This is a genomic window from Patescibacteria group bacterium (assembly GCA_018896645.1).
In the GTDB taxonomy this organism is placed as follows: Bacteria; Patescibacteriota; Patescibacteriia; order UBA2591; family JABMQE01; genus JAHIMF01.
The window spans coordinates 1-16879 of the sequence record JAHIMF010000026.1 but is presented as its reverse complement, the minus strand read 5'-3'; the positions used below and the strand labels follow the sequence as shown (position 1 = coordinate 16879).

Below are 16879 nucleotides of genomic sequence, written 5' to 3'. Positions count from 1 at the left end.
ATTACTCAATTACTTGATTACTTTTATAATCATCTTTTCAGTTTTACTAATCATATTTTCAAAATCAAACTTTTTTAAATCTATTTTCGCTTGTTCTGTTAATCTCTGCCTTAAACCATTATCTCGCCACATTTTCAAAACAGCCCCTTTTAATTGCTCTTTATTATTATATTGCACCAATAAACCATTCTCCCCATCTCGCACTACTTCTGGATTTCCACCAGCTCGTGTTGTAATCACAGGACAACCGGCCTGCATCGCCTCCAAAACAATGTGCGGCAACCCTTCATAACCAGTGTTTAGAATAAACATTTTGGCTTTCTTTAAATATTCTAATACTCTCTCGTGGCTTACCTTTCCTGTTAATTTTACTTTATCTTGTAATTGATAATTGATAATTGATAACTGATAATTTTTTTTCTCAGGACCGTCACCGATAATATAAAGTTTGAATTTCGGATTTATTTTAAGTAGCTCCGGCATAATCTCAATCAGTTTATCCATCCCCTTCCACTTCACTAATCTTCCCACTGACAAAATAATATTCTCGTCATTCGCGTCCTGTATCGTGTTATGTGAATCGTGAATCGTGAAATCCACGGCATTATAAACCACCTCAATCTTCTCCTTTGCTACACCCCAACCCTCAACGATCCTTTTTAGATAATGACTCGGTGTAATTACTAAATCTGCCTGTCTACAAACAAAGCGCCTTATATTCTTCAAACGCTTAATTCTGCCTCCATCACGCTTAGCGTGATATGAGTCGCGCTCAGCGCGACTATATTTTTTTGTCTGAAATTCATCAATCATATCATCAGTCAATCCCTTGCCAATCGCCTGCTCCCAAGCTGGGTCGCCTACCACTTTAATCATAAACTTTTTCCTCATCATCTTTGCCGCCAACATTGCCGGCAATCCAGCTGAAATCGGCCCTTGCGCATAGATCACATCGGAATTCTTAGCCACTTTCACCAACCGCCAAAAATACCGCCAATATCTAAAAAAAACGTTTCCCTTTCGCGAAACTCGACAAACTTTAAATTTATAATCATTTGAATCTGAAACTTGAAATCTTAAATCTGATGAATAGCAAACCACCCGCACCTCCCAACCCCGTGTAACCAGTGCGGTCCCCAACTTCACCACATATGTTGCCGGTCCGCCAATATCCGGCGGAAAAATCCCAGCGGCAATTGTTAATTTCATAACAAACTTTTAAAAATATTATCCATTTTTTGAGCAATCTTCTCCCAATTATATTCCTCCTCAACCAATTTTCTAGCATTCTCAATAACTCGAGTTACTTCATCTTTATTCTTCTCGTCTAAGATGTAATCAATTTTTCCCGCAATACTTTTCGGATTTTTCACCCCACAAAACCAACCTGTCTCCCCGTCTTTGAGGAAATCAGGAATGCCGCCAACTGGTGTGGCAATCACAGGCACCCCAGCTCCCATCGCCTCCAAAAACGCGCTGCCCAACCCTTCCGACAAACTCGGCCGTACAAAAACTGAAACCACATTATATAATTTTGCTAACTCTTCATGGTCAACTTGACCTAAAAAAAATACCTTGTCTCCAAGTCCTAATTTATTAACTAAATTTTTAAGTTCGCCTTCAAGCTCACCGACTCCAGCAATCAATAGTTTAATTGATAATTGATAATTGATAATTTCCGCCAGAGGCGGACCAGCCTTTTGGGACAGAGGCCCATCTGCCTTTGGTTGAGGCTGGGATAATTGAATCGCCCTTATCAAATCGCTCAACCCATTTTTCTCCACTAATCTTGAAGCAGTAATAATAACTTTATCATCAAGCCCAATATCCGTGATATTCGCAGCCTTAGTTTCTTGTTTCTTTTTTCTTGTTTCTTGAAATATACTCAAATCCACTCCATTGGGTATAATTTCAATCCGACATTTTGCGCCAAATCGCTTCCCTCGTTCCGCCAAATAATTACTAATCGCCTGAATATAATCGGCCTTCCTGTAAATCATCTTATACAACGGCCGCCACCACCAGGTCTTTTGCCAAACCTTTTTATCATCATTGCCAGTCTGGAGCGTCAGCAGAAACTTAACCTTATTGAACCTCAACTTAAAAAGTAGAGCTCCAAGCCCCGCCAGATTCGCCATCATTCCCCAAACAATTTGATAATTATTCAGTTTGTGCAATTCTTTAGCTTTTCTGTATGCATAAACTGGAAATAAAAACTTAGGACATGAAATTCTATAAACATTAACATTGCCCACCCTCTCGAGCTTAGCATTTGTAGTATTCGCGTCCCTTAATTTCTTTATTTCTTTATTTCTGGTTTCTTTATTTTTTTTAGCATCAATATTCCAAGTTATCATGTCAAACTCAAAATCAGAGAGTCGGCCAGTTATCTCTCGTATCGCCACTTCTGCCCCTCCCACATGGGGAAAGTAGGCAAGTGAAAATATAAGTATTCGTAAATTCATAAATTTAGATATCATTTGCCTGCCCGCCGTAGCGCTCCGTCGCCATAGCTTTGGAGCGTCGGCGACTTCAGCGAAGGCGGGCAGATTTGGATTATATTTTTAGATTTGCATTATGTTCTTAAAGTAATCAATAGTTTTATTAAGCCCCTCCTCCAGCCCCACTTTTGGCTCCCAGTTCAGCCTCTCCTTGGCTAAAGTAATGTCTGGTTTTCGGACTTTCGGATCATCTTCTGGCAATGGTTTATAAATTACTTGTGAGCGTGAATCAGTTAAACCAATAATTTTTCCAGCCAGCTCTCTGATGCTCCGCTCATCGGGATTTCCCAAATTAACCGGACCGACAAAATCATCTTGCTCCATCATCTTAATCATCCCGCTGACTAAATCATCAACATATTGAAAACTGCGAGTTTGGCTGCCGTCGCCATAAATTGTAATCGGCTCATTTTTTAAAGCAGAAATAATAAAATTAGAAACAACCCGGCCATCATTAAGCGCCATCCGCGGACCAAAAGTATTAAAAATCCTGATTATCCTGATATCAACTTGATGCTGGCGATAATAATCCATGCACAAAGTTTCAGAGCACCGCTTACCTTCATCATAACAGGCTCGGGGACCCAAAGTATTTACATTACCGCGATAGGTCTCTTTTTGCGGATTCTCTAGAGGATCGCCATATATCTCTGAAGTTGATGCCTGTAAAATCCTAGCGCCAGTCCTTTTGGCCAAACCAAGCATATTTATCATACCAATAACACAAGTCTTGGTGGTTTCAATCGGATCATTTTGATAATGCGGCGGCGCCGCGGGGCAAGCCAAATTATAAATCTGGTCCACTTCTAAAAAAATCGGTAAATTAATATTATGCCGAATCAATTCAAAATTCTTATTATCAATCAGATGCTTAATATTCTCTTTTGACCCAGTATAAAAATTATCCAAGCACAGCACCTCATTACCCTCGCCCAAAAGCCGCTCACAAAGGTGAGAGCCAATAAATCCGGCTCCTCCTGTTACTAAAATTGCCTGCCCCGCACCACTCCGAACTTTACGAGGGGTTGGTGCGGGGGTTTTCCTGGTATTAGTCATTGTGGATAAATCACGAGAGATAAGTTACGAGTCATTAAGAGCTTTATAATCCCAATGGCTCATCCCCCATGATTAATTACTTTTCTTAATCTTACGCTAAAATCAGCTAAAAATCAACTAAAAATAAGACTAGCGCCTTTTTAGGCAAAAGTCTTATTTAAATAACTTAATTGGGTTATGTTTATATTATAGCTATATCTCTAAAATAGTCAATGCCTACCCATCCCAAAAGTTAGCTAAAAACTAGTTAAAAAATTAGATAAAATCAGTTCACGGTCTGATTTCAAATCAAACCAGTCAATGTTTCAAATGGTGTAAATGAAACATTAAAATGCTTTAACAGCCGAAAATGGCTATTTTTTGTTTCGTTCCAATATTTCGGAACGTCGGAGCAAAATTTACAATCCTACGATATTACGATATTACGATATATCGTAATATCGTAATATCGTAATAAAAAAAGTCAAGAAAAAAAGCTATCAGACAAATCTGTCTAACAGCCCTAAAAATACAAACAACTACTTGAGTCTGGTCAAAATCCCTTGAATTTCGTCAATACCATCACGGGCTTTTACAAGACCAGCCACTATATCAATTGAATACTCTGAATGCGGTTGTCTCCCCTTGTGAATAACATATTCGACTTCCCGCAAATGCTCTTCTGCCCATTTCAACTCATTCTTTATCAATACCACTGCCTCGGGAGTCAAACCTGCCAAATTTGCTTTCGCCATCACAAATCCTCCTCTATTCCAACACATATTCTTTAAAAGCTTTGAGTTTAATATTAAGAACTTTTAAATCTGAGTGGATAGACTCCATCCTTTCCTTAAAAAGTCTCAACTCCAAGGGGGTGAAATCAGAACCGTGGACAAAAATTTCCTTATGCAAAGCCCTGACAGCCTCGGCATAGGCGGCCTCTACTGGGTCTATATCCAAATAAGCTGCCGCCTTGATTTTCTTTATAATATTATCTGGTAACTCCGATGAATCTACTTTCATAACAATCTCCCCTTGCCTGAATTGTGAAAAAGAACAACAATTAAATTCTATCCTTAATTACTCAATTACCTAATCACTTGATTACCACATTCACAACGACCGATACGCAAATCCTAATTCTTTAGCTTTGTCTTTATTAAAAAATTCTTTGATATCTACAATTATCGGCTTATCATTCATCTTATTTTTCAAAATGTCAAGAGTAATTTTTTTAAACTCGTTATGCGGACTAAATATGATAACGGCATCAAATTTTGTGTCATAGTCACTAGTCACTGGTAACTGGTCACTAGGGTCGTCGTCGTCCTTTATTTCTCTATTTCTTAGTTTTCCTGGCCTGAGTTTGTCGAATGGCTTTATTTCTTTTATATTTTCAACCCCAAACTGCTCTTCAATATCATCTTTTAATAATGGTTCATACCCATAAACATCAACCCCAAATTCTTTCAGATATTCAATCACCCGCTTGGCTTGACTATTCCGCGTGTCCGGCACATTCTCCTTAAAAGTCAACCCCATAATCAAAACTTTGGAATCTTTCAAAACCTTGCCAGCTAAGCTTAATTCTTTAACCGTCATCTCCGCTACATGCCGCGCCATATATTCGTTAGTTGCCCGGCCAGCCAAAATAATCTGCGGATGATAGCCAACTTCCAAAGCTTTATGCGTTAAGTAATACGGGTCCACGCTAATGCAATGCCCCCCAACCAGACCTGGATAATATTTGCCGGAATTAAAATTCCACTTAGTCCCCGCCGCTTCCAAAACTTCCCGCGTATTTATTCCTAATTTTTCAAAAATTAAAGATAATTCATTAACCAGGGCAATATTTAAATCTCGCTTAATATTCTCAATCACTTTAGCGGCCTCTGCCACTTTAATTGACGAGGCTTTGTGAACGCCGGCAGTAATTACAGAACCATAAAGTTCAGCTATTCTTTCCATGGTAATCTTGTCGCATCCAGAAACCACTTTCACGATTTTATCTATGGTGTGCTCTTTATCAGCCGGATTAACCCGCTCCGGCGAATATCCAACTTTAAAATCAGCCCCGCACTTTTTGCCTGATTCCTGCTCTAAAATCGGCGCGCAAATTTCTTCTGTACAGCCAGGATATACAGTAGATTCATAAACCACAATCGCTCCATTTTTCAAATTCTGTCCCACGATTTTACTCGCACTTCTCAAAGGACCTAAATCTGGATTCTTTGCTCTATCAATCGGCGTGTGCACAGCCACAATCACAAAATCCGCATGACTGATTTTATGCGCGTCAGTTGTAAATTCTATATTGTAATTTGCAATATCTTCCACTTCACCCGTTGAATCCTTGCCTTGCTTTAATTCTTTAATTCGTTTCTCATTTATATCAAAGCCGACAACATCATAAGTCGTGGAAAAAAGCGCAGCTAATGGCAGGCCCACATAACCCAAACCTACTATGCATATTTTTTGATTAGTCATTTTCCCGATAATTAATAATTGATAAATAATAATTGATAACATTCCTACTCCAGCAATCGTCTAATTATCAATTATTAATTATCAATTATCTTGGTAAAAAATCCACAAATTAAATCTTATGGTACTCACGATACCACCTAACAAATCTCTTAATCCCTTCTTCCACCGGCGTCTTGGGGCTATATCCTAATAATTCTCGAGCCTTGGTAATGTCCGCGCATGATTTCTGAACATCACCAGGAATCGGAGGCATCATCTTTTTCTCTGCAACCCTGCCCAATCCTTTTTCAATCAATTCAATGTAGCGCATCAAAGGAATCGGCCGGCCATTGCCCAGATTAATTATTTCATAATCTAAATTTTTTGCCACAGCGGAAACCACGCCATCAGCAATATCATCAACATAAGTAAAATCTTTTTCTGCTTCACCATAGTTAAAAACCTCAATCGGTTGATTTTTAGTGATTAAATCCGTAAATATAAACAACGCCATATCCGGCCGACCCCAAGGACCATAAACATTAAAAAACCGCAGACAGGTTATTTTCATCTTATACAAGTGATGGTAAGAATGCGCCATCAGCTCACAGGCCTGTTTACTCGCCGCGTACAAAGAAACCGGCGTATGCAACCGAAAATCCTCACGGGATGGAAACTCATCAACTTTGCCATACACGGAAGAACTGGAGGCCAGCACAAAATTTTTAACCTTAAACTGACGAGCGAGCTCCAATAAATTCAAGGTTCCCTGAACATTGGTTGAACCATAAATCAAAGGATGACTAAGAGAATATCTAACCCCGGCCTGCGCCGCCAAATGAACGATTTTATCAAACCTATATTGCTGAAAAATTCGCCTCATCTCTTCAACATCGCGGATATCAGCTCGTATAATTTTACAGTTTGGATAAATCGCCAACCTCATGGCTCGAGCTTTTTTCAAATTCTGATCATAATAAGGATTAAAATTATCAACCACAACCACTCTATGGCCTTGATCAAGCAATTTTTTAGTGACATGATAACCAATAAACCCGGCTCCGCCAGTGACTAAGATTGTGTTATTTTCATTCATCATAATTAAAAAGAAAGCTCTTATAACCCCCCTATAAATCTTAATCTACCCTAACATAAATAAAAAAATAAGTCAATCTGCCTCTTTTTAACTAAAAATACCCCGGCCAAACCAAGGGTATTATTAATACTAACTCATCAATGGCTATCAATGTCAAAAACAACTAAGGTCTCTCCGTCTAAATAAGCCAATGCTCTAAATTGTTTATTTATCCTAAAATACCTAACTTGATCTTTTTTAGGTTCTCTTTTCTTAAAATCGACCGACCAAAAGTTTCCCAATAAAATAAAATTTTTAGCTTTTTTGTATTGTTTTAATAATCCTCTTCGTTCCAAATATAAGGCAATGTCTTTTCTTTCTATAATTTTATTTATTCGCATTATTTTTATACATTTGTAAAACGAGAAGCATTCATTTTTTTGGTTTCCCCTATTTTTTCTCTCATGGTTGGCGTCAATTCAGAATCATCTAATTCCATTAATTTGGTAAAATAAAAATTCCTGTCCAGATAGTCCTTAAAATCTAAAATATCCCTAAACCTAAACTTTTTGATATTAATATTTTGTTCAAATGTTATGGTAACCATACATTCTTTAAATTAAAAATAATCACTGCCTCTATAATAGCATATTACAAATTAAAGTCAAATAAATCATAAAAGCCAAGAACGTTAAAACATGAAAGCAATTTTGTTTTAATGCTTTTTAGCTTTTTAGCCAAAGACTGATCGGCCTCTGACCGAAATGTTTTAAATGCAATTCCTTGATTATTCTCTCCCGGTAAAGTATGATTAAATTATGGAAAAAACCCAAAGAAAGAAAATACTATACATCATCACCCAATCCGAATTTGGCGGCGCCCAGCGCTACCTTTTTGAGTTAATAACTCATCTTCTCGCCCGCCGAAGCCTTGGCGAAGGCAGGGACCCCGAGAAATACGACATCACTGTTGCCGCAGGACCTGCCTCCTCGGCTGACGAGCCTGGTGGTGATTTTTTAGACCGCCTGAAGGCTCAAAATTGCCGAATTTGGCGGCTTAAACACTTGGGCAGGTTAATCATACCCCATAAAGACATTTTGGCCTATTTTGAGTTAAAAAAACTTATAAACACCATAAAACCCGACATTTTGCAACTGCATTCCACTAAAGCTGGGGTCCTCGGCTCCCTTGCCGCAAAAAATTATAATTCGCATATTCGCAAAATTGGCATTCATTCGCAAAATTTGCATGTTATTTATAGAATTGGCGGCTGGGCCTTTCTCGAGGACATACCATGGTGGAAGAAATGGCTTTACATTAAAGCTGAAAAATGGACCGGCAAGTACAAAGACATTATTATTAATAACTGTGAAGCCCATCGCCAACTCGCCATCAAACTCGGCATTGCTCCTGCTGAAAAAATTAAAACTATTTACAATGGCATTGACTTAAACAAACTCACCTTCCTTAATCGCCAAGAGGCGCGTCAAAAACTCACCTCAAGCAGTCAAGCAGTCAAGCAGTCAAGCATCGTCATCGGCACCATCGCCAACTTCTATAAAAATAAAGGTCTTAAATATCTTATCAAAGCCGTTAGTCAATTATCAATTATTCCAGCCTCAACTAAAGGCAGATGGGCCTCTGGCCGAAATTATCAATTATTAATTATCGGTGACGGCGCTGAACGCAAAAATATAGAAAACCTTATCCAAGAGCTCAACCTCGAAAATCAAGTCATCCTCACTGGAAAAATAAAAAACGCCCATCAATACTTAAAAGCCTTTGATATCTTTGTTCTCCCGTCAATCAAAGAAGGCCAGCCCTGGTCGCTTATGGAAGCCATGGCCGCTGAACTGCCGATTGTTGCCACGAATGTCGCGGCAATCCCAGAAATGATAGAAGATGGCAAATCTGGGTTAATTATAGAATCAAAAAATCCGCAGGCAATTGCGGAAAAGATTGGGTATTTAGCAAACAACCACAAAATCGCCGAGAGTCTTGGTAAAAATGCGCGTCAGGTAATCGAAAAAAAATTTACTACCCAAAGAATGATTACCGGAACAATAAAAACATACGAAGATAAGCCAAAAAACACTTAATAAATTCGGCCAGTGATAGCCGCCTACAATAGATTAACACAAAAGCTCCGTTCTAAATTTTACTTTGAAACGGAGCTTTATTCATATAACTCGATAAATAACTAATAAAACATACGCGCCATTAATTATTATTATCAATCAATTTCCAAGCATAGGTACCGGCTGCCGATTGCCCGCAGAACCAGAGCCAAGCGTCATTAACATCGTCTATTTCTTCCACGACGATTAAACGCCCATAAACAGTGCTATCACAAGCCTCGGTTGGCTCGGTAGTAGTAGCGGCATCAGCCGCAGAGGATTCGCTAGCTAAGAGAATAAAATTACCATCCACCGAGAGCTCCTTTACCGTGGTTGAAGCGTTAATCCATGCTTCAGTACTAGAAGCGCTGGCAACGGTAATACTTCCAGTAGTACTGGCATTGCCATACACATAGAATTCCTGAACTGCCAATCTCTCGTCTACAGTTGAAGAAGCGGCTGAATCAAAACCGCCGGTAAGGGTGGCGAGACCAGTCAATATTAAAGTGCTTTGAAGGGTGGAAACGCCAGTGACTGTTAAAGCGCCGTCAACGGTTGAGGAAGCAGCTGAGTGGAATCCTTGCAAGAAAGCAGCATTCAGAGTTGTGGTAGCCGCGCCAGTGGTTGTGGCATTGCCAGCAACTAACAAACTATCACCAATATTAGCATCACCAGTAGGATTAAAATCAGTCGGACTAAAAGTACCAGTAACAGTTAAATTGCCTGCTACGGTTGAAGAAGCAGCAGAATAGAATCCTTGGAGAAAAGCAGCATTCAGAGTTGTGGTAGCCGCACCAGTGGTTGTAGCGTTGCCGTATACATACAATTCCTGAACTGCCAATCTTTGGTCTACAGTTGAAGAAGCGGCTGAATCAAAACCACCGGTCATAGTAACAGCGCCAGTAAGAGTGGAAGCGCCAGTGACTGTTAGGGTGCCAGTAGTACTGGCATTGCCATACACATACAATTCCTGAACTGCCAATCTTTGGTCTACAGTTGAAGAAGCGGCTGAATCAAAACCACCGGTAAGGGTGGCAAGTCCAGACACCCCTAAAGTACTGCTCAAAGTAGTTGCCCCTGTCGCTGATAAAGTGCCGCCAGTGGAAATACTATCGCTAATAGTAGTCGCGGCGCTGACAACCGTATAAATAAGCGCGACAGATAAAATTATAACCAATAAATATCGTATAGGTGTTCTTTTTGTCATAGATTTATCATAAATATAATTCGTTCTAGTATTTAGCCATTATTGGTTCGACCTTTTTGACTGTTTATTTTTAGCTAAGCTTACAACCAAAAATAAACATCTTTAACCAACTTAGTTAACTTTATTTTTGTATTTAACGGGTTGCCCCGCTTTCCGCAATCGCCCGGAGGATTTTCCAATCCAAATTTGAAATCGGTGCTCTCTTGTAAATATGCGCAAAACTTTTCATCGCAGCTCTTTCATTCACCAAGCTCCGATGTACTGGCTTTAAACCATAAGTAATAACCACTACTGCGGCGTCATCATGAAGATTGGTTCTATCTGGCTCACGTAAATAAATCTTCTTAAATATTACCTCTGCTTCCGCCTCTTTAGCCGCCACTGTCTGCTTGGGCCATCTACCATTAGCAATTTTAACCACATCATCCCAATCATCTTGAGTGGCTGGCAGTTCACCATAAACATCTTGAAAACAATAAAGCACGCCGGCTCGTTCACCAGCGCCTAACCTTAAAGTAGTTTGGGTGCCATAATTCACAAAATTCACCATTCGGCTCTTGTTCTCACTGCTGACACTAACTCCAGCGCCGCTTACTAATGGAGCTACATATTTAGCCTCGGCCGCTTGTTCGGCGGTTGTATCCTCGCTTATGCCTACATTAGCCAAAACCGCGCCTTTGCCCCCAAAAACTGCTCGTGATTCAGTATAAATATTCTCTAAGTGAATCTCCCAGGCGCTCTTAGTTGGAGCTGGCTCTTCTGTTGGCGTTGGGGCGGGAGCTGGAACTGCTGGCGCTGCACCGGCACCGCCGCCTCCGCCTCCGCCGCCGCCTCCTCCAGAACCAGAAAAATATTCATCCAAAGGAGTGACAGTTAATGTCTCGGTTGGTTCCCCACTGCTTAAAGTTAAAGATAAACTTGACTGGCTGCTAGTATAAGTCTGGCTTTCTTGGGTATAAGTCCTCCCAGTAAGCGAAAACATTCGTTTCTGTGCTGAATTAATCGTAATGCTTTGGCCGCCCGCTAAAACAATTGTTAGGTTAGTATCATTAACCGTTACTGTATTAGCTGTTGAACCGGAACTAATTGTTAGGGCAATGCTTCCAGTCGGAATTGTGATGTTAGTGGCAGCATCAAAGCTTACTGCGGCTAATAAAGACACTGGTGCGGATAAACAAGAAATAACAAAAACTATACCTATAAATGAAAAAATGTGTTTCTTCATATTCTATTTTATTTAAACAATTATAAATAAAATGAAGTCGACCTTTAAATTTATCTAAAAAAAATCCGAATTCAAAAATATTCGGACTGATTTAACCTCCTGATTAATAAAATCAAAAAACAGTTTAATTGAATATAAGGCATGGGAGTTACTAAACAAGAAAACAAGAAATCAAGAAAACAGTTTTTTGATTTTTTATTCTTTTATTTTTTTGATTTCTTGATATTATTATACCACAAAATGAATATTCATTCCCAAAAAAGTGTGGATAACTCTCATCGCAATTCACAATGTTATGCAAATCGGCCAATCCCATTTTTAACCCCCGCCTTTTCCTCAAGTCTGCCAATTCGTTTAGAATTATCAATAATTCTCAACCTATTATTATCTAGATCCTCTTGCTGTCTGGTATCTGTGCCTGACAAAAATACTTGCTCTTGCCTCATCGCGTCTAATTTTGTAATAAGCTTATCATTGCTCTCTAAAACCTTTTGCATGCCTTCATTGGTTGAATCTACTTTTTCTTCCACTCTTTGAATGCCATCAGCATTTCCTAAAACATGCCTAGCTACGGTATCTAACCGTTTATCTACGGTATCTAACTGTTTGTCTACGGTATCTAACCGTTTATCTACAGTGTCTAACCGTTTATCTACGGTATCTAACCGTTTATCCGTAGAGCTGATCTTGTTTTCTAAATTCTTTCCAAAAACTCCAATATCTTTTTTAGTCGCTAGGGAATCAAATTGTTTTTTAGTAATCTCCATAGATATAAACAAAAAATTAATTTTTCACATATTCCTTCTTTCTATTGTACAACTTTAACCATTGCGGCGCAAACACCACAACCGAACTTACCACCGGCACAATCACCAAATTTCCCAACATGTTATACTTCAAAAACGGCAAACCCATAACATAGCACTGGACGAGTCCTTGCCAGGTATGCACATACATCTGCGGCCAAAGAAGCCAAACGCCAAAATTAGTAAACAAATAAAAGAAAACCGAAGCCCCCATACCCAAACCAGTCATCTGCAAAATATACTTTGCTCCTGTCTTGCTTTTATGGCGCAAAATCACACCCAATAATCCGATTATCACAAAAGCGCTCCAAGTAAAGAGCAAAATTGAATCATTACCAATAACCACATCAGTTATTGCCATAGCTGAAAGAGCAACCACAATGGCATAACCCCAGCCAAGCATACTGCCGGCTAAAAGCGCGGTAATAGTGATGGTCTCCACATTGGGCAAATCTTTTAGTAAAAGCCGAGTGATTGCACCAAAGGCAATCAAGGAAATTGCGATAAGGGTTTTTTTCTTGTTCATAAAGTTTGATTTACTAATTTATTAATTTATTGGTTTATTATTCTTTTTTAAACTATACACGAATTCACAAAATGCCACAAAAACAATTACCAGTTATTAATTATTTCCATCTTTAATTTCTCAATTTCTTGGTCAAGCTATCTTAATTCCGGTTTTTCTTATTTCATAAGCCATTGGATCACACTCATCCTGAAAATCTTTTATTGTAAAGCCGTGGGGCTCAATTCTAGTATCTATGTCCCTTCTCATTTTCCATAATAAGAATCTGTTCTTGTCTATATTTCGCTTTAATCTATCCGATACTACCGCTACATCAATATCACTCCATTTGTTCGCTTTATCTCGAACATGAGAACCAAATAAATAGACGGCAGAAAACGAATAACCCTGCTCTTTTAATTTTTCAGCATAATTTTTTACTATTTTTTTTGCTTCAGTTTTTGACATAATTCTTTGTATAATTTAATTATCTTATCAAGATAATCCTTGACATATTCTCTATCACATTTTTTATAAAACTGTAATTTACGTTCGGGATAACGAGCGCGAATATTAAAATCATTCACTGTATCTAACAAATCTATCTGTTCTTCTGACAAATCTGTCTCGGAAATTTCTCGTAATCGCAACAAATCATGAATATATGGCGCTTCTTTTTCAGTATGTTTAACCACCAGGGCTTTTAATATCTTCTCCAAAACAATATGACCATAAAATAAACTCTCTGGATAGCGCTTGATTTTAAACAATCCAAGCATAGTATCATAATCACGTTTGGCGGTTTTCTGCCAATATCCTATAACTTTTTTAACATTTTCTTTTTTCATGTTTTTTAAGAACCTTAAGAACCTAAAGATATTTTATAAACTGATTAGCATTATATCCCAATTCTTCAACAAATTTTATATAACTTCTGATGGCCTCTTTATATATTTTGTTCTGCACTATTATCCACTTTTTAGTTCTCGGTTCAATAACTTTGATGTGGCTCCCCTTGCCACCAGCAACATCTGCGATAAAGCCAATTTTCTTAAATGCTTTTATTATATTTTTTTGACTGCTGTCTGATGGAAAATTATATGGTGGCATATTTTAATTCTCTGGCAGGCTCATTTATATTTCTAATTTTTGAATAATCACAATAATAAGCCGGCACATTAAAAGCCGTATAAATTGCGTCTTTAATATTTTTGTCTAATTCAATTAAATTAGCGCCGCTGGTGATTATTTGCCCCTGATCTAAATTGGTTGATTTAGCTAAAAAATATTTCCCGCTTTCGTCAGTGTGCCAAGCAACTTCAAATTCAATTCCTTTATTTGTTAGAAATTCCAGGCATTCATTCAGTGCCTGCTCTCCTTTTTTGCTTGGAAATCTAAATAATATCTTTTTGATTGTTTGTTGCATATCTTTTTATTTACTATTTATTATTTACTATTCTTTTCTCCAGGACCTAATTTCTTAAAACAACAAATTATAATGAGTTACGCGAGGTTGGGCAAAGCCCTGAACCTAAGCGTAAGCGCATGGTTCAGGGCAAAGCGAAACCGCGCTTATTACTATCAATTACCAAGACGATTTAAAACGGGTTGTTGCTCGTAAACTCAAACTTTATAACATCACCTGGCTGCACGATGGTTGTGTCTGCCGAAGAATTCGCCAATTTGTCATTAACATAAAAAAGCCAAAAATTATCCGCATCACCGATCTTTTCCCCGATCCCTTCAATAAACATACCAAAAGAATACCCCTTTGTCTTGAGCTCGACTCCCTGTTTCGCCGCATATAAACTCAAAATATCATAGGCGCTAAATTCTTCTTGGAGCGGAGTCTCAATCTCAAAGGTTTCTTCATCAATACTCAAAAAGAAAACAGCTGATTCGTTTTTATTAACTTTATTAACTTTATCAACACTATCATTAACTTCTATGTCTGCTGACTCAACATCTTTCTGCTCAACAGTATTACTATCATCAGCAACCTTTGTCCCGCAAGCTGACAAAGAAACAACTAAAGCAAAACCTATGATTATAAATAAAAAACTTTTCATCATAAATATCAATGTTTTTTCAAATTATTCAACAATAATTTTCCGGCTGGCAATATCATTATAGTTATCATCTAATGTAGTCTCCTGGAAATACGAGTTAGAATTAGCTAAAATCGCAAAATCATATTCTCCTGTCGCGTCCAAAACTATTCCATTAAATTCTACTCTCGCAGTTTCGCCGGGCAGAAATGAATCGCCATTTGTAATATAAGGCTCTTGAGTAAGAATCGCAGCTCCCAAAGAGACCGGCAAGGTTACTGTCAATTTGCACTTTACCGTATTGGATAAACTGATGGCTGTATCCCCGCTATTCTTTATATCCACATAAGCAACTGCTGTTCCGCCAAATTTAACACTGCTTGCATCCGTAAAACCCCAGCCAACCACTTCCAAATCATTTCTGCCAGAGAACCCCTGATCTTTATTCGGCGCAAAAGAAGAATAAATATGGCCAAAAATAATTTCATAATCCGCCCAGTTATCAACCAATGCGGACATCGCCATATATATCTCTTCGGTTTCTGAAGTAAAATCATAAACCCTTTGTTTGATATTCCGGCCGCTCTTTTCAACTTTAAACTCAACAATCTTTTCCGTTAAACCCAAATCATTGACAACTAGGTCTTCCTGACTCTCTATGGATAGATCATTATAAATAATATTGTCCAAAAAAGTTATTCTATTTAAAACTTTTTTATAATCCTCCATTGTGCTTGGGCTATTGATGCTTCCCTCAAAAACCACAGCCACACTCGCTTTAAAAGTGGCGCCAAATGCCCCATCAGCCGCTGGATTCTCAAAATATATCTCATGCCTATTATCCGCGGCATTAAAATAAGCGCTTCTTACCCAATCTTCCGGATACTCAATAGTTGAAATGTGTTTCTGCGAATAACTGGCATAAACCGTTGTATCCTCCGGCTCTGGTTCTGGCTCTGGTTCAATAATAACCACTGTAGCAAACGGCTCGGACCAAACCTCTTCTTGAACCCCCAAAGCCTCGCCGTCAGGATAATTATATTTTGTAAAAGCAACATTAACAACCCGAGTCTCATCAAAATTATTAGCGCTAAAAGCTGAACTATCAATCATTCTTTTTTTACCATTCTCAATCAAATATCTAACGCCCGAGTATTCATTATACTCTATCAACACCCCATTAGGATGAGAATTATCACTCAAAACCATTTCCCCCAGTTCAAAATCAAACTTGCTCAAAAAATCATCAGGAATCCAGGTAACCAAATTCCAATCAGGATCGTTAAATAAGGTTTGGTACACTTCTCCACTGTAAATCGGTCTTATTTTACTGCCATCAGCGATAAAAACCGCGCTCGCTTCCTTGCCATGCAAACTGCCGCTTGTTCCTCTAAACATATAACCAGTCCTAAAAGGCGCTGGGTCGCCAAGGGCATACGATTCCAAAACATCGAAAGAAACAGTCACCACTGTTGAATAGTCCGCCGGATAACCCCAGGATAAATAAATCGCCTCGTGCGGAAACACATGCTTGACGCCATCTTTCACCAAATACACCGAGCTACTATCAGCAGTTTTTACTAATTCACTGGTAGTACTCGCAGCCCCCAGGCAAAAAGGCAACAGCAAAAAACTTGCCAAAAAAACTGCCAAAATTGTTTTCTTAAAGCATGGAATGTACATATTTTTATTTTATCTTAATTAGTTTATTAACTTTATTAACTATTTTATTAACTCTGTTAACTCAATATCTTGCCTTGATAACAATTAAAAATCATCCAGATATACGTCCTTGTCAAAAATTATAAACTATTTACCTTCTCCTCAAACAACGCCGCTGATTCCGGAGAGATGTCCTTCAGTTGATTATAATACCAAACCGCTTTTTCTTTGT

Annotated in this window: 20 protein-coding genes; 1 reads left to right on the top strand and 19 read right to left on the bottom strand. The window is 38.4% G+C overall.

The features are described 5' to 3' along the window. Positions 1-9 precede the first annotated feature (9 nt). From KKD20_01835 to KKD20_01795, 9 genes are all read right to left on the bottom strand, one after another. A complete protein-coding gene (locus KKD20_01835; protein ID MBU4331842.1) occupies positions 10-1209 on the bottom strand; it encodes a glycosyltransferase family 4 protein in 1200 nt (399 codons plus the stop codon). Further along, entirely contained in the window at positions 1206-2465 is a 1260-nt protein-coding gene (locus KKD20_01830; protein ID MBU4331841.1) for a glycosyltransferase family 4 protein, read from the bottom strand. Before KKD20_01830 ends, KKD20_01835 begins: the two co-directional genes overlap by 4 nt. Before the next feature lie 99 nt (positions 2466-2564). Continuing rightward, positions 2565-3557, bottom strand: a complete 993-nt coding sequence (locus KKD20_01825) for an SDR family oxidoreductase (protein MBU4331840.1) — start codon at positions 3555-3557, stop codon at positions 2565-2567. Positions 3558-4075: 518 nt separating this feature from the next. Beyond that, a complete protein-coding gene (locus tag KKD20_01820; protein MBU4331839.1) occupies positions 4076-4318 on the bottom strand; it encodes a hypothetical protein in 243 nt (80 codons plus the stop codon). After that, complete coding sequence (locus tag KKD20_01815; protein ID MBU4331838.1) at positions 4305-4559, bottom strand: hypothetical protein; 255 nt, start codon at positions 4557-4559, stop codon at positions 4305-4307. Before KKD20_01815 ends, KKD20_01820 begins: the two co-directional genes overlap by 14 nt. A 90-nt stretch (positions 4560-4649) precedes the next feature. After that, positions 4650-6023 carry a nucleotide sugar dehydrogenase gene (locus KKD20_01810; protein ID MBU4331837.1) on the bottom strand — a complete coding sequence of 458 codons (1374 nt, stop codon included), beginning with the start codon at positions 6021-6023 and terminating at the stop codon, positions 4650-4652. Between the two features lie 109 nt (positions 6024-6132). Next, positions 6133-7098: an SDR family NAD(P)-dependent oxidoreductase gene (locus KKD20_01805; GenBank protein MBU4331836.1), complete on the bottom strand. Its 966-nt coding sequence runs from the start codon at positions 7096-7098 to the stop codon at positions 6133-6135. Between the two features lie 137 nt (positions 7099-7235). Further along, positions 7236-7478, bottom strand: coding sequence for a hypothetical protein (locus tag KKD20_01800; GenBank protein MBU4331835.1), 243 nt, complete (start codon positions 7476-7478; stop codon positions 7236-7238). Positions 7479-7483: 5 nt separating this feature from the next. Then, positions 7484-7684, bottom strand: a complete 201-nt coding sequence (locus KKD20_01795; protein MBU4331834.1) for a hypothetical protein — start codon at positions 7682-7684, stop codon at positions 7484-7486. Between the two features lie 211 nt (positions 7685-7895). Here KKD20_01795 and KKD20_01790 point away from each other — a divergent pair, with 211 nt between their 5' ends. Beyond that, positions 7896-9176 (top strand): glycosyltransferase family 4 protein, encoded by a 1281-nt coding sequence (locus KKD20_01790; protein ID MBU4331833.1) that lies wholly within the window; start codon positions 7896-7898, stop codon positions 9174-9176. A gap of 121 nt (positions 9177-9297) precedes the next feature. Here the strand turns inward: KKD20_01790 and KKD20_01785 are convergent, their stop codons facing one another. From KKD20_01785 to KKD20_01740, 10 genes are all read right to left on the bottom strand, one after another. After that, positions 9298-10401 carry a hypothetical protein gene (locus KKD20_01785; protein ID MBU4331832.1) on the bottom strand — a complete coding sequence of 368 codons (1104 nt, stop codon included), beginning with the start codon at positions 10399-10401 and terminating at the stop codon, positions 9298-9300. A gap of 133 nt (positions 10402-10534) precedes the next feature. Beyond that, complete coding sequence (locus KKD20_01780) at positions 10535-11626, bottom strand: hypothetical protein (protein MBU4331831.1); 1092 nt, start codon at positions 11624-11626, stop codon at positions 10535-10537. A gap of 293 nt (positions 11627-11919) precedes the next feature. After that, positions 11920-12393: a hypothetical protein gene (locus tag KKD20_01775; protein ID MBU4331830.1), complete on the bottom strand. Its 474-nt coding sequence runs from the start codon at positions 12391-12393 to the stop codon at positions 11920-11922. Positions 12394-12409: 16 nt separating this feature from the next. Next, entirely contained in the window at positions 12410-12958 is a 549-nt protein-coding gene (locus KKD20_01770) for a hypothetical protein (protein ID MBU4331829.1), read from the bottom strand. Positions 12959-13090: 132 nt separating this feature from the next. After that, positions 13091-13405: a nucleotidyltransferase domain-containing protein gene (locus tag KKD20_01765; protein ID MBU4331828.1), complete on the bottom strand. Its 315-nt coding sequence runs from the start codon at positions 13403-13405 to the stop codon at positions 13091-13093. Further along, a complete protein-coding gene (locus KKD20_01760; GenBank protein ID MBU4331827.1) occupies positions 13378-13785 on the bottom strand; it encodes a HEPN domain-containing protein in 408 nt (135 codons plus the stop codon). The genes KKD20_01765 and KKD20_01760 overlap by 28 nt, the downstream gene beginning before the upstream one ends. Before the next feature lie 22 nt (positions 13786-13807). After that, positions 13808-14047 carry a type II toxin-antitoxin system HicA family toxin gene (locus KKD20_01755; protein MBU4331826.1) on the bottom strand — a complete coding sequence of 80 codons (240 nt, stop codon included), beginning with the start codon at positions 14045-14047 and terminating at the stop codon, positions 13808-13810. Beyond that, complete coding sequence (locus KKD20_01750) at positions 14034-14363, bottom strand: hypothetical protein (protein ID MBU4331825.1); 330 nt, start codon at positions 14361-14363, stop codon at positions 14034-14036. The genes KKD20_01755 and KKD20_01750 overlap by 14 nt, the downstream gene beginning before the upstream one ends. Positions 14364-14535: 172 nt before the next feature. Then, on the bottom strand, positions 14536-15009 hold the full coding sequence (locus KKD20_01745; GenBank protein ID MBU4331824.1) for a DUF4430 domain-containing protein: 474 nt from the start codon (positions 15007-15009) through the stop codon (positions 14536-14538). Positions 15010-15030: 21 nt separating this feature from the next. Beyond that, on the bottom strand, positions 15031-16668 hold the full coding sequence (locus tag KKD20_01740; protein ID MBU4331823.1) for a hypothetical protein: 1638 nt from the start codon (positions 16666-16668) through the stop codon (positions 15031-15033). Positions 16669-16879: the final 211 nt, after the last annotated feature.

Coding starts and splice junctions, on each gene's coding strand:
- KKD20_01835 (MBU4331842.1), bottom strand. CDS start 1,209: ATGAAATTAACAATTGCCGCTGGGATTTTTCCGCCGGATATTGGCGGA.
- KKD20_01830 (MBU4331841.1), bottom strand. CDS start 2,465: ATGAATTTACGAATACTTATATTTTCACTTGCCTACTTTCCCCATGTG.
- KKD20_01825 (MBU4331840.1), bottom strand. CDS start 3,557: ATGACTAATACCAGGAAAACCCCCGCACCAACCCCTCGTAAAGTTCGG.
- KKD20_01820 (MBU4331839.1), bottom strand. CDS start 4,318: ATGTGTTGGAATAGAGGAGGATTTGTGATGGCGAAAGCAAATTTGGCA.
- KKD20_01815 (MBU4331838.1), bottom strand. CDS start 4,559: ATGAAAGTAGATTCATCGGAGTTACCAGATAATATTATAAAGAAAATC.
- KKD20_01810 (MBU4331837.1), bottom strand. CDS start 6,023: ATGACTAATCAAAAAATATGCATAGTAGGTTTGGGTTATGTGGGCCTG.
- KKD20_01805 (MBU4331836.1), bottom strand. CDS start 7,098: ATGAATGAAAATAACACAATCTTAGTCACTGGCGGAGCCGGGTTTATT.
- KKD20_01800 (MBU4331835.1), bottom strand. CDS start 7,478: ATGCGAATAAATAAAATTATAGAAAGAAAAGACATTGCCTTATATTTG.
- KKD20_01795 (MBU4331834.1), bottom strand. CDS start 7,684: ATGGTTACCATAACATTTGAACAAAATATTAATATCAAAAAGTTTAGG.
- KKD20_01790 (MBU4331833.1), top strand. CDS start 7,896: ATGGAAAAAACCCAAAGAAAGAAAATACTATACATCATCACCCAATCC.
- KKD20_01785 (MBU4331832.1), bottom strand. CDS start 10,401: ATGACAAAAAGAACACCTATACGATATTTATTGGTTATAATTTTATCT.
- KKD20_01780 (MBU4331831.1), bottom strand. CDS start 11,626: ATGAAGAAACACATTTTTTCATTTATAGGTATAGTTTTTGTTATTTCT.
- KKD20_01775 (MBU4331830.1), bottom strand. CDS start 12,393: ATGGAGATTACTAAAAAACAATTTGATTCCCTAGCGACTAAAAAAGAT.
- KKD20_01770 (MBU4331829.1), bottom strand. CDS start 12,958: ATGAACAAGAAAAAAACCCTTATCGCAATTTCCTTGATTGCCTTTGGT.
- KKD20_01765 (MBU4331828.1), bottom strand. CDS start 13,405: ATGTCAAAAACTGAAGCAAAAAAAATAGTAAAAAATTATGCTGAAAAA.
- KKD20_01760 (MBU4331827.1), bottom strand. CDS start 13,785: ATGAAAAAAGAAAATGTTAAAAAAGTTATAGGATATTGGCAGAAAACC.
- KKD20_01755 (MBU4331826.1), bottom strand. CDS start 14,047: ATGCCACCATATAATTTTCCATCAGACAGCAGTCAAAAAAATATAATA.
- KKD20_01750 (MBU4331825.1), bottom strand. CDS start 14,363: ATGCAACAAACAATCAAAAAGATATTATTTAGATTTCCAAGCAAAAAA.
- KKD20_01745 (MBU4331824.1), bottom strand. CDS start 15,009: ATGATGAAAAGTTTTTTATTTATAATCATAGGTTTTGCTTTAGTTGTT.
- KKD20_01740 (MBU4331823.1), bottom strand. CDS start 16,668: ATGTACATTCCATGCTTTAAGAAAACAATTTTGGCAGTTTTTTTGGCA.